Here is a 13,691-nt window from a genome sequence, read left to right as displayed (position 1 = left end):
TAAAATAAGAGTGGAAATATTACTTGTATAGAAACATGATTGGATGATTCGTCTCTACTCGCCAACCGTAAATTGGCGAACTACAAGTAAACTTTTTGGCTCAATGCATGGAAGGTTTACTGTGACTTTTCATGCTTTTTATGTTTCGGAAGGAGCGATTGTTTGATGAAAGTATTGGTAATCGGTAAAGGCGGAAGAGAGCATGCACTGGTACATGCGGTCAGCAGAAGCGGCCGGGTAAAGAAGATTTATGCAGCTCCGGGAAATCCCGGAATGGCAGAGCTTGCGGAGTGTGTCAACATTGCGGACAGTGATGTAAAGGGCTTAACCGCATTTGCAAAGGAACAGGAAATAGATTTAACGATTGTCGGACCGGAGGCAACGCTGTCACTGGGTATCGTGGATGCGTTTCAGGCAGAGGGACTAAAGATTTTCGGACCGACAAAGGATGCGGCACAGGTGGAGTCCAGCAAGGACTTTGCGAAGAAAATCATGGCGAAGTATGGCATACCGACCGCAAGCTACCAGACCTTTGACAATAAAGCGGATGCGATTGGCTATGTGGAGCATCAGGGTGTGCCCATCGTGATAAAGGAAGACGGCTTGAAGGCAGGAAAGGGTGTTACGGTTGCCTATGAATTAAAGGAAGCACTGGATGCAATCGAAATCGCGTTCAGTATACCGGGTAACCGTGTTGTCATTGAGGAATGCCTGGAGGGCTTTGAATTCTCACTGATCTGCTTTGTATGCGATGAGCTGGTGCTTCCAATGGAAATTGCACAGGATCATAAGGCGGCGTATGATGGAGATAAAGGGCCAAATACCGGTGGTATGGGCGTCTACTCTCCTGTTAAGAAGATAACACCGGACATTATAGAGGAAACGATGAATTCTGTTATGATACCGATGGCAAAGGCAATGGTGAAGGAAGGGCATCCATTCACCGGATTCCTGTATGGCGGACTGATGCTGACAAAGCACGGTATCAAAACGATTGAATTCAATGCACGCTTTGGTGATCCGGAGGCAGAGGTTATTCTGCCAAGGCTGAAAACGGATTTCTGTGATGTGATTGAGAATATCATGAATCATTCCAAGACAGAGCTGGAATGGGACGACAGGGTTACGCTTGGTGTTGTTATGGCCAGTGAGGGATATCCTGCTTCCAGTACAAAGGGCGCTGTCATTGAAAACCTTGAGAATGTGAATTCGATGGTATTTCACATGGGAACGGCAGAAAAGGACGGCAGTCTGGTAACGGACGGCGGTCGTGTTCTGTGCGTGTGTGCTGCAGCGGATACACTGGAGGAAGCATATGAGAAAGCATATGCGGATGTGCGTAGAATTCACTGTGATAAGCTCTTTTACAGAAATGATATCGGAAAGAAAGATATGTAGCTATGAGAAACTGGAAGCCGCTTTTTGCATCTGTGTGCATAGGCATGGCACTCCTTGGATGCACATCAAAGGAGATGCCAAAGAAGGAAGCAGAGCAGGAATCTGAGGGGGAGATACAGCAGATTAGCTGGGTGAAAGAACCGTTTGCTGCATATGAAACGGACCCAATCGCTTTGTACGACAAGGGCTTTCTTGTGAATGATGGAAACAAAGAAGGCTTCATAAATGCTAAGGGCGATCTTCTGCTTGCTATGAAGTATAAGTTTCAGGCCTGCTTCATGGATGATGCTTATGGTGTCATGGAAGGCGGTGATGGAGATTTGAAATATCTCTCACAGCTGCTCTATGTTGAGGGCTATGATCAGGGCTGCTGGACAGGAATTATTGGGCCGCAGACCAGCTACTATGTTGATGATCAAGGTGAAAATGTTTATGCTATTCGCTATGATATGAATACATCCGCATATGTAGAGGAAAAAACGGATTTGGAAACGATCTGTGCTGATATAAAGGCAGATGCCTTCTTCCTGCCGGTTAATCTGAAAATAACAGGTGAGGAAGACGGAGCGGATAGTAGAACAGAGGAAGGCTTTGTACTTGTCACAAAGGGAAAGCTGCATTCGGAAACCGTATATGAAGCTGTACATATGAAGGAGCGTGTTTATCGTCCCCATATGGCATTGGAAGCTTTAAATGCTGTAAAAAAGGATGGAAAATGGGCTATCATGGATAAAACAGGGAAGCTGATAAGCGATTTTGCGTATGCTGCGGCAGATGTTTTGAATGATACCTATGTGAAGGTAGAGAAAAAGCCGTATATTGGACTATATACGAAGGACCAGAAAGAATATTTGTATGAAGGCATCGAAAGTATCACAGCACCAAGTCAGAGGGTTGTATTTGCGAAGCAGAATGATCTGTGGGGCTTGATGAAGCTTACTGAATAAGGATAAGAGAAATTTACAAGGAGGAAGCTATGTTTAAAACAGACTTAGAAATTGCACAGGAATGTAAAATGGAGCATATCCGTGATATTGCGGCAAAAATCGGTGTAGGAGAAGAGGATCTGGAATACTATGGAAACTATAAGGCAAAGGTGTCTCTCGATTTGCTGCACAGAAATGAAGACAAGGAAGACGGTAAGCTGATTCTGGTAACCGCAATCAATCCGACAAAGGCCGGGGAAGGAAAATCCACAACGACCGTCGGTTTGGGGGATGCATTGAACCGGCTGGGGAAAAAGACGATGATCGCACTTCGTGAGCCGAGTCTGGGACCGGTATTCGGTCTGAAGGGAGGCGCTGCCGGCGGCGGTTACGCTCAGGTTGTACCAATGGAGGATATCAACCTGCATTTCACCGGGGATATGCATGCGATTACAACAGCAAACAATTTGATTTCCGCATGTCTGGATAACCATATTCATCAGGGAAATGAGCTGGATATCGATATAGAGAACATCACATGGAAACGCTGCTTGGATATGAATGATCGTACGCTGCGTCACATTACGATTGGACAGGGACCAAAGGCGAATGGTGTGGAACGTGTGGATGGCTTCAATATCACGGTGGCCAGTGAGGTAATGGCGGTTCTTTGTCTGTCCACATCTTTAATGGATTTAAAGGAACGCCTTGGCAATATGCTGGTAGCATTTAATTCAAAGAAGGAGCCGATCTATGTAAAGGACCTTGGTATCGAGGGGGCTCTGGCAATGGTTATGAAGGATGCAATCAAGCCGAATATGGTACAGACACTGGAACATAATCCTGTACTGATTCACGGCGGTCCGTTTGCCAATATCGCGCATGGCTGTAATTCCATTCTTGCGACAAGAACATGTCTGAAGCTTGCGGATTATACTGTTACAGAGGCAGGCTTTGGTGCGGATCTTGGAGCTGAGAAATTTCTGGATATCAAGTGTCGTTTCGGCGGCTTGAAGCCAAATGCTGTGGTAATTGTCGCAACAATTCGTGCCTTGAAGCAGCATGGCAATGTAGCGTATGAGGATTTAAAGGATGAAAATGTAGAGGCGATGCTGGCAGGATGTGAAAATCTTGCAAAGCATATTGATACCGTGAAGCAGTTTGGACTGCCTTATATTGTAGCAATCAATGAATTTGCGAGCGATACTCCTGCAGAGGTGGAAGCACTGCAGGGCTGGTGCAAAGAGCATTGTCATCCAATGAGCCTTTCTCAGGTATGGGCAAAGGGCGGAGAAGGTGCGCTTGATCTTGCTAACCAGCTGGTGGAGCTTTGTGCAGAGGAAAACAGCTATGCTCCGCTGTATGCTGTGGAACAGAGCATCGAGGAAAAGATTACAGCAATTGCGACCAAGGTGTATGGCGCAAAAGAAGTAGCATTCACAGAAGAGGCGAAGGAACAAATTGCGCTGTATACTTCCCTTGGCTGGGATAAGATGCCGATCTGTATGGCTAAAACACAGATGTCACTGTCCGATGATGCAAAGGTATATGGGGCTCCGAAGGATTTTACAATTACAGTTCGTGAGCTGCGTCCGAGTCTTGGCGCCGGTTTCCTGGTTGCATTAACGGGTAAGATACTGACGATGCCAGGGCTTCCAAAGGTGCCTGCGGCAAATAACATGGATATCGATGAAAAGGGGCATATCGAAGGATTGTTCTAAAAATAGAGTATTAAGAGGAATATTATGATTAAAAGTCAATTAAAAGAAAGTTAGAGGATTTTCAAAAAATCACTTTAAAATATTTAACTTAATGAAAATAAAACAAGAGATTTCTTAATTTTAAAAAAATTATTAAAGAGCTCTTGTTTTTCTGTGGTATTTAGCCAGGATGATTATTCAAGATTATAGATTACTGTTGTTTTCATATCTTTATTGGTGCAAAGAAGTTAGTCTATTTCTTTGCTGAGTCAAGTATTAGATTTGCTATATAAACATAAATATAACTTTGATAGATATTCGTCGATTATTCAAGACGATAATATATGAAATAACGTGCTTTAATATGAGAAGTATGTTATTTCATAGCTTCTCATAATCCCTTATGCTTAACAGCCCTATGCATGGTTTTTATATTAATAAACAATAATCTTTGATATTATTTAAAAATAATTAGAAATTAGACGGGGTTAAATATTTTTGAGACTTAAACAATAACCTTAAACAATAAAAATTACATATCATTGACAATTGCTTGTAAATTTTGTAAAATGTAAGCGATTAATGGGTGGGAGAGTCGCTTGATTTAAATAGTATGATAACAAATAAATCTAATCATGAAAACAAAGTATAGTATTCAGAATGATGTAGATTAAAATACAAAGTAAAATTTGTATTTCAAACATATTATTTTATTTATGATTAGCGTAATATCCCCACAATAGGAGGAAAAAATGGCTAATACAAAATTTACAGGACGCAGTGACAGTTACATATTTGAAGATGCAGGAGGAAAAAGAGATCAACTAGAGCAGGCAATACTAAATGAATTACAGGCAAAACAGTACCCATTAAAGGCTACAATTCAAACACTCAAGGGTGGAAAAGGCCTAATGGGAGCTGTTTTTGCTGCAAAAGAGCAATGTGTTGTTGTTGATGTAGACAGTGAAGCGAAAATTGCGATTTCCAATACCTCTGTAGGAAGTTATCTTTATGTAGAAACATATTTGTTGATTCAGGAAAAAATATTTTCAACTATGGCCTTTGATGCTGCTATTGGTAATGTATTTAAACAACAGAAACGCAATGCTTTCTATACTGCCGCAAAACAAGCTACTGAATCTGCATTTGGTCAATTAGGACTTAAATTAGCAAATAGTGGCTATAAGTCAACACAAATGTCGATTACTGATCAAGATTAGGATAATAGTGATTTTGTTAATAGATGAGATGAGATATGTGATAATTTTTCTCATCTCATCTTCGCTTTATAAGGAGATATACATATGGCTAAAATAAGTTTGATTTGTGAACAATGCGGTGGTAATATAATTCTTGATAATTCAAATGAAATAGGAACATGTGAGCACTGTTTCTCGCAGTTTGTTATAAAACAGGATCAGATTGTTCAAAAAATCACTCAAAATATCACAAAGAATGTTTATGGATATGAAGGAAAAGATGTTAAGGAACTTTTGACAGAGGGTTACACCTTACTTAATCTTGGGGATGATAAAAGGGCGAATGGTAAATTCAAAAGAGCGATAGATATTGAGCCTGATTGCTGGAGTGCATGGCTTGGATATGCCTCTACTGGCGGGGAAAGAACAGGTTACTTATCTATTGTTCCTGCATATAGAAAAGCATATAATGCTGCAAAAGAGGAAAAGCAGGAGATGGATACGTTTATTGATATGACACGGTTTTTACCAGATCATAATTTAAGAGCTGCTTTCATCAGGACATATAACCTTTCTTTAAGAGAAAATCGTCATAATATTTTTGATTTAGTCTGTGGAGTAATTGGCTGTGATGAATCTGAGATTGCCCAATTAGCAGTAGATATTTGTCCTGACGATTGGCGCGCATACTTTGCTATGGCGAAATTCAGGAAAATACGTGCTCGTTGGTGTCAGTTAGAAGGAGGGTTTTTAACAGGAAAACATTTACCAAAACCTGCAGCAGAGGTTTTAAATATATTTTTATATGCTTATCAATTAGCCAAATACGAAGATAGAGAAGCAGAAGAATTAGTGTTTTCATATATTAATGATTTGGAAAGTGATAAGTCGTATAACATATTTGCACGTGAATTAAAAAAGCAAATACGAAGAGAAGGATAATGTATTGAAAAGGAAGTGGAAAATATGGCTGTTTTTGATAGAATTAAGTATACTGGCAATTCAAATGAATCACATTGGTTAATTTATAAATATCCTTCGGATCAACTCGTTTTAGGATCTCAATTAGTTGTTAGTCAAGGTCAGGAAGCACTTCTTTTTAAGGGGGGAGAAGCATTAGATTTGTTTGGCCCGGGTACTTATACACTTACTACAGGAAACCTTCCAATCTTAAATAAATTGGTGAATCTGCCGTTTGGAGGTAAAACCCCATTTTCAGCAGAAATATACTTTGTTAATAAAACTGTAAATCTAGATATGAAATGGGGGACTTCAACGCCAATACCGATAGAGGATCCTAAATATGGATTGATTTTGAATATCGGTGCAAGAGGGCAATATGGAATGTCTATTAAAAATTCGCGCTTATTTGTGTCCAATATAATAGGAGCTATTCCAAATAGCAGTCAAAAAAATCACCTACTTATATTAAGATTTTTCAATGGACTAATAAATGCTAAAATAAAATCTATTACTGCAGATTACATGATAAAAAAACAAGTATCTTTTTTAGAAATATCACAGTATTTAGCTGAATTATCAGATTCTTTTAAAGAAAAACTTGATGATGAGTTTGAACGTTTTGGGATTGATTTAAAAAATTTTTATTGTATTTCGATAGCTCCTAGCCCAGAAGAATATGAAAAATTGAGAGAGTATAAAGAAGAACTTGCACTGGGTTCAAAATTCTACCAACAACGTAGATCATTAGATATCATTGAGAAGCTTGCAGAAAATCACTCTATAGATATTAATTCTGGAAAAAATGAAAAGAATTTTAATTGTTTTAGAGATATCACACATGCAGCCTCTGTACAGTCTCTCATTTGCTCTCATTGTGGTGCTCAAAATAATACCTCAATGAAATTTTGTGGTGAATGTGGAAGAGAACTTATAAAGCAAAGGTTATGTCCATACTGTGGTGCTGCAGTATCAGAAAACATAAAATTCTGTGGAGAATGTGGAAGTTCTCTTATCACTGTAGAATGTTCTACTTGCGGATTTATTAATAAAGGGGGAAGTAAATTTTGCGGAAGTTGTGGACAGAAAATAAAGGTATGACATCAATTAGATTTATGTCGCTATTTTATTATAATATAGGGATACCTATACTACTTAGGAGGTATCGAAACATTGCAAAATAAATCTAGGATATATAAGAGAATATCAGAAAAGATAGTTTTTTTTGTTCCAATTATTATTATATTAGTTGGTATAATTACCATTTTTATTGTATTTCCTGAATTATATGGTGATGAAATATGGTTTAACATGATCTTTCCAGATGTACAAAAGTTAATGAAAGGTATATTTACTTTCAACAATGAAATCATAAATACTTCAGAAATATTTATTATTCGGATTTTCTGTTATATATGGCTTGGTTGTTTTATTCTATCTCTGTTTTTCGTTGGAAGGAAATTCCATCGGAAAATTGAACTTAATTATAGTAAAGAAATCCTTACGAAAAAAGAATGTTATTTATTAATTCAGGAAACTAATGATATTTTAAAACAAATAAAAAAAATAAGGAATAGTAAAGAGCTTGATGCAATAATATACGAAATGAAATGCCTTTCTGAGAAAATTTATAGTGAAAGTGAATTTAGTTATGAAAATGATGCTGTTTTTTCATGCGAACATTTAATTGTGCAAAACTTAAACGAACTATCTGATTTGGTATTAGATTTAGAACCTAATGTTTGTAGTGAAACAATTAGTACATTAAATATTCTTATTTTGAAAATTAATTCGTTGTTAGACTATAGAACTGAACTGAAAAAGAAATAAAAAATATTATTATAGAAATGCGTGCATATAATTATATTTTATAGATAAAATTTTGTAAAAAATAATATAAATGATTTTATGGGAGTTGTTTTTGAAAAAATGTGCCAGTAGTATATGCAGGACCGTCGTACACGAAAAGAAGCACCTTTCTTATATCAGAATATAGGAAGGTGGTGGGGATGTAATCCTTTAAAAAAGAGAAGAAGAGATAGATTTATTATTTATTTTCAAAAAATGGATTTTATGAAGATGTTATGAAATATACAGCAGCGCATGATGAAGTCAGACTTGTTGCCCTTGATGATTTTTATAAGGATTGAAAGGAACAAGCGCATGTCGTTCAATGAAAGCAAAGCAGAACAGCGAATTCCGTTTTGTCTGAATAAGTCTATTCTTGATTCATCACATCGCTGGAGTTTTCATAATAGCTTGGCGTAAATTTGTATTTGTTTTTTAGATTATTGCAATGTATAGGTTAAGAAGGGCTGAGCTTTTGTAGGTAAAGTGCTTTAATGATGCATTATGAAAATATATGATAGCATTTTGTTTTATAAAAGTATTGACTCCTCCAGCGTCGGATCAAAGCTATCGTGCAGCATCCTGGTTGTATGGTGGTATAAAACGAACTCCTTCGGCAGCTGTCGCGGAGACATCCCGGTAATATCCTTAAACACGCGGTTGAAATGACGAATCGTATCAAATCCGCAGCGCATGGATATTTCGGTTACACTCAGCATATCCTCCTTCAATAGCTCGATGGCCTTCTCAATTCGTATGATGTTCAGATACCGTGAAAACGTCATACCGGACATTCTGTGAAAATATCTTGAAAAATAGGATTCTGACAGCCCCATTCTATTCGCGGCCTGCGAAAATGTGATATCCGCATACTGCTTCTGTATTTCATACAGAAGCTTTTTGTATTCCGGCAGATTTTCATTCTGGTTTGTATCCCCCTCCTGAATCAATTCCTCTCCCCGATAGATTTCCAGCAACAACCGCTCCATATGATGGTGTATGGCTTCCACATAAAAGGGCCTTTTCTCCTCCTGCTCCTGCTGTATGCAAGCAAAGGTTGTCTGGAAGGAATATGCCTGCTTTAAAACAGCATTTTGCACACCGAGGGTTCGCATGCGTTCCGGTAGAAAGCTGCTGTCAAACATGATGATGCTGACGATGGAATCACCGTTACTGGTGATGTAATGAATCTGGGAGCTATTGATATATATCAGGTTTCCTTGCTGTAACAGATATTCCTTATCATTGTGCGAAACGGTTACATGCCCCTTTTCAATATAAATGATTTCATGCTCCAGATGCCAATGCGCCAGATTATGCAGATTACGATATCTGCCCACCCATACACGGCCGTAGTCCTTATAGCTTCTCTGTTCAAAATTCGCGAGCATCCTATCACCTCTTTCCTATATTGTACTTGTCAGGACAATAAATGTCCATGATGAAACAAGGGATTTCTTTTTTTTAGCATTCTGAAACACTATACTAATGGTGTAAGGGCTAACAGTGATAGCTTGGAGGTTGTATATGGAAATTAGAAAAACAGAAAACGTCTTGTCCGGGGGCTGTCAATTCCTTGGAATCGAATTCGGTTCTACACGTATCAAGGCTGTTTTGATTGATGATCATCATAAGGTGATCGCACAGGGCAATCATGACTGGGAAAATCAAATGGAAAACGGTATCTGGACCTATTCTCTGGATGCGGTCATTAACGGTTTGCAGTCTTGCTATCAGAAGCTGAAGAAAGATTACCATTCACAGTATGGAGAATGTCTGCATCATCTTGACGGCATGGGAATCAGCGCTATGATGCATGGCTATCTTGTATTTGACGCAAAGGGAGCCCTGCTTACTCCGTTTCGTACCTGGCGCAATACGATGACATTGCAGGCGAGCCGAGAGCTGAGCGACTTATTTCATTTTCATATTCCGCAGCGCTGGAGCATTGCCCATCTGTATCAGGCAATTTTAAATAAGGAAGCACATGTTAGCGATATCGCACTACAGACAACGCTTGCCGGCTATGTGCATTATCTGCTAACAGGGAACAATGTGCTGGGGATCGGTGAGGCAAGCGGCATGTTTCCTATCGATACAGAAGCAAAGGACTATGATGCACACATGCTGGAGCTGTTTGATAAGGCTATAGAGAATCCGGCATGTCCATGGAAGCTGCGTGAAATCCTTCCAAAGGTTCTTTTGGCTGGTGAGGATGCCGGAATGTTGAGCGAGGAGGGGGCGAAGCTCCTTGATCCTACCGGCGATCTGAAACCCGGTGTACCGCTTTGTCCACCAGAAGGCGATGCCCAAACAGGTATGGTTGCCACCAACAGCATCCAGCCGAGAAGTGGAAACGTATCCGCAGGAACCAGCGTATTTGCCATGGTGGTACTGGAAGAGCCATTGAAAAAAATGTATGAGGAAATTGATGTGGTCACTACACCGGAAGGAAATCCGGTTGCTATGGTACACTGCAACAACGGAACCTCCGAACTGAATGCCTGGATAGGAATCTTTCAGGAGGTATTGCAGCTGGCAGGAAAAGCTGTCAATAAAAATGATTTATATCAGCTACTATTCCATAAGGCGCTGGAAGCAGATGCGGCAGCAGGAGGATTATTAGCCTGCAATTACTTGTCCGGAGAACACATTACAGGCTTTGCAAAGGGGTTCCCTCTGTTTGTACGCAGCGCGGACAGTACCTTTGATTTGGCTAACTTCATGCTGACACAGCTGTACGCCTCTTTAGCAACCCTGAAAATCGGTATGGATATTCTGACTCAGCAGGAGCATGTTCAGCTTGATCATATGTATGGGCACGGCGGTTTGTTTAAGACGCCGGAGGTTGGACAGAAAATAATGGCAGCCGCAATGCATGCCCCGGTCAGTGTGATGACAACGGCAGGAGAAGGCGGTGCATGGGGAAGCGCGGTACTGGCGGCCTACCGGTTAAACAGAAACAGATACAACAGCTTGCTTGATTATCTGGAACGAAATGTATTTTCACAAACACAGAATTGTACAATACGGGCAAGTGAGGAATTACAGGAAGGCTTTGATAGCTATATAGCGAGCTATAAGAAGGAGCTTTTTGTAGAACGTGCTGCTATCCGTTATCTGGGAAGCGGCAGTTCTGCAGGGCAGCAGGAGGAATAACTATGGGAAATATCTGTTATATCTGTGATAAAGCAGACACAGGAAGGGAATCTGATGTATTTCTTACCGAGGATATCTTAAAGAATATGTACAAAAGACGATCAGAAAAGCTCTATGAGGATACCATAGATTTCCTGTTGGATTCGTATCGCTTTGTCGTATGGAAAACAAATCGCAGGGATCTGTTGAAAAAAGAACGGCGGTTGGGGAATTTCTTTAACGGAAGAATTAGGATTGAAAGCTATGAATAAGGAGGAGACGAAAATGAAAAGCTTGCAGACATATACATTCTGGTTCGTGGTAGGAAGTCAGGACCTTTATGGAGAGGATGTTTTAAAAACAGTAGATGCACATACAAAGGAGATGGTCAACGAATGGAACAAGGATGCCACCATTCCCTGTGAAATCGTATGGAAGAGTGTTGTGCGCAATCAGGAGGAAATCTATCAGACGTTGACCGCTGCCAATGAAGATGATAGCTGCGCCGGTGTTATAACATGGATGCACACATTTTCACCGAGCAAAATGTGGATTCGCGGCTTTCAGGCGCTTCGCAAACCGCTGCTGCATTTGAATACCCAGTTTAACCGGGATATCCCGTGGAAGGATATCGACATGGATTTTATGAATTTGAACCAGTCGGCGCATGGAGATCGGGAGCATGGCTATATCATTGCCCGTATGCGTTTGCAGCAGAAGGTGATCAGTGGACACTGGCAGGATGAAACAATGCGGAATCGTATGAGTAAGTGGATGCGTGCCGCGGTTGGGGCGTATGAGAGCAGTAACGTTAAGGTCATGCGTATTTCTGACAATATGCGAGATGTGGCAGTGACGGACGGAGATAAAGTGGAAGCGGCTATTGCATTCGGATGGTGTGTGGATCATTACGGCGTAGGAGATATCATCCGGTATGTGGAGGCTGTCAGTGAAGCGGAAATTGATGCACAGATGAAGGAGTACGAAAGTCTGTATGATATGGATACGGATAAGATAGAGGCTGTGCGGTATCAGGCACGCGAGGAAATCGCTATCGAAAAATTCATGCAGGAGCATGGAGGCTACAATGCTTTCCATACCAATTTTCAGGATTTGCAGCAGCTGCGTCAGCTACCGGGTCTTGCGGCACAGAATTTGATGCGCAAGGGGTATGGCTTTGCAGGTGAGGGGGATTGGAAGACAGCGGCATTATGTCGCATTATGAAAATGATGACGGCGGATAAATCGGGCGGCACTGCTTTCATGGAGGATTACACATATCACTTTGATCTGGACAATGGTATGAACATGGGGGCACATATGCTGGAGGTGTGTCCAAGTGTTGCAGCGGAACGGCCAAAAATCAAGGTTGTTCCACTGGGAATCGGAGATCGCGAGGACCCTGCACGCCTGACCTTCAAGGCAAAGGAAGGACCGGCTGTTTTGGCAACAATTATCGATATGGGTGATCGCTTCCGTATGATTGTCAATGATGTTATCTGTCAGAAACAGGAGCACGATATGCCGAAGCTGCCTGTGGCAGGGGTATTGTGGAAACCGCTGCCGAATCTGGAAACGAGTGCGGAGGCATGGATGTATGCCGGAGGAGCGCACCACTCCGTCATCAGCTATGATCTGGATGCAGAGGTGTTACAGGATTTTGCGGAAATCATGAATATGGAGTTTATCCATATCGGTGCAGACACAACGATTCCCGCGCTACGAAAAGAGCTGACATGGAATGACCTGATTTGGAAGCTGAAGAAATAGGAGACAGAATATGCTGGAAGAACTGAAAAAGAGGGTACTGGAGGCAAATCTGCTGCTTCCCAAGCATGGACTGATTACCTTTACGTGGGGAAATGTATCGGGAATCGACCGTGAGCAGGGCATGATTGCGATCAAGCCAAGTGGTGTGGAGTATGATGACATGAGTGCTGAGGATATCGTTTTATGTGATTTGGAAGGAAATGTGGTGGAGGGAAAGCTAAAGCCGAGCAGTGATCTGATGACGCATCTTGCGTTTTATAAGAACTTCCCAGATATCGGAGGAGCCGTGCATACGCATTCCCGCTGGGCTACGGCATTTGCACAGGCAGGCAAAGCGATCCCTGCGCTGGGAACGACACAGGCGGATTATTTCTATGGAGATATCCCCTGTACAAGACAAATGAGTGAGGCGGAAATTCATGGGGAATATGAGCTGGAAACCGGACATGTAATCGTGGAGACCTTCAAGCAGAAAAATATTGATCCCAACAGTATGCCGGGGGTGCTGGTACACAGTCATGGACCATTCAGCTGGGGAAAGGATCCGTTTGAGGCAGTGCACAATGCCGTTGTGATGGAGGAGTGCGCCGCTATGGCATTTGTGAGTGTGATGCTGCAAAATGGAAGTGCACAGCCGATGCAGCAGGTATTGCTGGATAAGCACTTCAAGCGCAAGCATGGTCCCGATGCCTATTACGGGCAGTCGAAAGGGTGATTCCCTATGATTACCAGCAGAATTTTTGATCCAAAAT

Annotated in this window: 12 protein-coding genes and 1 riboswitch; of the genes, 11 read left to right on the top strand and 1 reads right to left on the bottom strand. The window is 41.2% G+C overall.

Features of this window, described 5'->3' with window-relative positions; translation table 11 throughout:
- Positions 1 to 3 precede the first annotated feature (3 nt).
- Positions 4 to 103, top strand: a riboswitch (purine riboswitch).
- Between the two features lie 62 nt (positions 104 to 165).
- From purD to NE665_RS13710, 7 genes are all read left to right on the top strand, one after another.
- Positions 166 to 1,398 (top strand): phosphoribosylamine--glycine ligase, encoded by a 1,233-nt coding sequence (gene purD, locus NE665_RS13740; RefSeq protein ID WP_118654783.1) that lies wholly within the window; start codon positions 166 to 168, stop codon positions 1,396 to 1,398.
- Positions 1,399 to 1,472: 74 nt separating this feature from the next.
- Entirely contained in the window at positions 1,473 to 2,345 is an 873-nt protein-coding gene (locus NE665_RS13735) for a hypothetical protein (RefSeq protein ID WP_256302554.1), read from the top strand.
- 29 nt (positions 2,346 to 2,374) lie between these two features.
- Positions 2,375 to 4,045 carry a formate--tetrahydrofolate ligase gene (locus tag NE665_RS13730; protein ID WP_117443285.1) on the top strand — a complete coding sequence of 557 codons (1,671 nt, stop codon included), beginning with the start codon at positions 2,375 to 2,377 and terminating at the stop codon, positions 4,043 to 4,045.
- A 731-nt stretch (positions 4,046 to 4,776) separates the two neighbouring features.
- Entirely contained in the window at positions 4,777 to 5,244 is a 468-nt protein-coding gene (locus NE665_RS13725) for a hypothetical protein (protein WP_117443284.1), read from the top strand.
- 84 nt (positions 5,245 to 5,328) lie between these two features.
- The gene (locus NE665_RS13720; RefSeq protein ID WP_117443283.1) at positions 5,329 to 6,165 is read left to right on the top strand and encodes a hypothetical protein; all 837 of its coding nucleotides are present in this window, start codon (positions 5,329 to 5,331) and stop codon (positions 6,163 to 6,165) included.
- Between the two features lie 24 nt (positions 6,166 to 6,189).
- Positions 6,190 to 7,284 carry an SPFH domain-containing protein gene (locus NE665_RS13715; RefSeq protein ID WP_117443282.1) on the top strand — a complete coding sequence of 365 codons (1,095 nt, stop codon included), beginning with the start codon at positions 6,190 to 6,192 and terminating at the stop codon, positions 7,282 to 7,284.
- A gap of 72 nt (positions 7,285 to 7,356) precedes the next feature.
- Positions 7,357 to 8,013: a hypothetical protein gene (locus NE665_RS13710; RefSeq protein ID WP_117443281.1), complete on the top strand. Its 657-nt coding sequence runs from the start codon at positions 7,357 to 7,359 to the stop codon at positions 8,011 to 8,013.
- Between the two features lie 548 nt (positions 8,014 to 8,561).
- Here NE665_RS13710 and NE665_RS13705 read toward each other — a convergent pair.
- Positions 8,562 to 9,422 carry an AraC family transcriptional regulator gene (locus NE665_RS13705; RefSeq protein ID WP_117443280.1) on the bottom strand — a complete coding sequence of 287 codons (861 nt, stop codon included), beginning with the start codon at positions 9,420 to 9,422 and terminating at the stop codon, positions 8,562 to 8,564.
- 136 nt (positions 9,423 to 9,558) lie between these two features.
- Here NE665_RS13705 and NE665_RS13700 point away from each other — a divergent pair, with 136 nt between their 5' ends.
- From NE665_RS13700 to NE665_RS13685, 4 genes are read left to right on the top strand one after another with little or no spacing between them, the layout of a single operon-like run.
- A complete protein-coding gene (locus NE665_RS13700) occupies positions 9,559 to 11,190 on the top strand; it encodes an FGGY-family carbohydrate kinase (protein WP_117443279.1) in 1,632 nt (543 codons plus the stop codon).
- A gap of 2 nt (positions 11,191 to 11,192) precedes the next feature.
- Complete coding sequence (locus NE665_RS13695) at positions 11,193 to 11,441, top strand: hypothetical protein (RefSeq protein ID WP_117443278.1); 249 nt, start codon at positions 11,193 to 11,195, stop codon at positions 11,439 to 11,441.
- A gap of 13 nt (positions 11,442 to 11,454) precedes the next feature.
- On the top strand, positions 11,455 to 12,939 hold the full coding sequence (gene araA, locus NE665_RS13690) for an L-arabinose isomerase (RefSeq protein ID WP_117443277.1): 1,485 nt from the start codon (positions 11,455 to 11,457) through the stop codon (positions 12,937 to 12,939).
- Between the two features lie 10 nt (positions 12,940 to 12,949).
- A complete protein-coding gene (locus NE665_RS13685; RefSeq protein ID WP_117443276.1) occupies positions 12,950 to 13,654 on the top strand; it encodes an L-ribulose-5-phosphate 4-epimerase in 705 nt (234 codons plus the stop codon).
- Positions 13,655 to 13,691: the final 37 nt, after the last annotated feature.

The organism is Clostridium sp. DFI.1.208, assembly GCF_024463855.1.
In the GTDB taxonomy this organism is placed as follows: Bacteria; Bacillota_I; Bacilli_A; order Erysipelotrichales; family Erysipelotrichaceae; genus Clostridium_AQ.
Note: the sequence above shows the minus strand (reverse complement) of the source record. Positions and strands in the feature narration are given on the sequence as shown.

Coding starts and splice junctions, on each gene's coding strand:
- NE665_RS13705 (WP_117443280.1), bottom strand. CDS start 9,422: ATGCTCGCGAATTTTGAACAGAGAAGCTATAAGGACTACGGCCGTGTA.
- NE665_RS13715 (WP_117443282.1), top strand. CDS start 6,190: ATGGCTGTTTTTGATAGAATTAAGTATACTGGCAATTCAAATGAATCA.
- NE665_RS13695 (WP_117443278.1), top strand. CDS start 11,193: ATGGGAAATATCTGTTATATCTGTGATAAAGCAGACACAGGAAGGGAA.
- NE665_RS13730 (WP_117443285.1), top strand. CDS start 2,375: ATGTTTAAAACAGACTTAGAAATTGCACAGGAATGTAAAATGGAGCAT.
- NE665_RS13700 (WP_117443279.1), top strand. CDS start 9,559: ATGGAAATTAGAAAAACAGAAAACGTCTTGTCCGGGGGCTGTCAATTC.
- NE665_RS13725 (WP_117443284.1), top strand. CDS start 4,777: ATGGCTAATACAAAATTTACAGGACGCAGTGACAGTTACATATTTGAA.
- NE665_RS13720 (WP_117443283.1), top strand. CDS start 5,329: ATGGCTAAAATAAGTTTGATTTGTGAACAATGCGGTGGTAATATAATT.
- purD (WP_118654783.1), top strand. CDS start 166: ATGAAAGTATTGGTAATCGGTAAAGGCGGAAGAGAGCATGCACTGGTA.
- NE665_RS13685 (WP_117443276.1), top strand. CDS start 12,950: ATGCTGGAAGAACTGAAAAAGAGGGTACTGGAGGCAAATCTGCTGCTT.
- NE665_RS13735 (WP_256302554.1), top strand. CDS start 1,473: ATGCCAAAGAAGGAAGCAGAGCAGGAATCTGAGGGGGAGATACAGCAG.
- araA (WP_117443277.1), top strand. CDS start 11,455: ATGAAAAGCTTGCAGACATATACATTCTGGTTCGTGGTAGGAAGTCAG.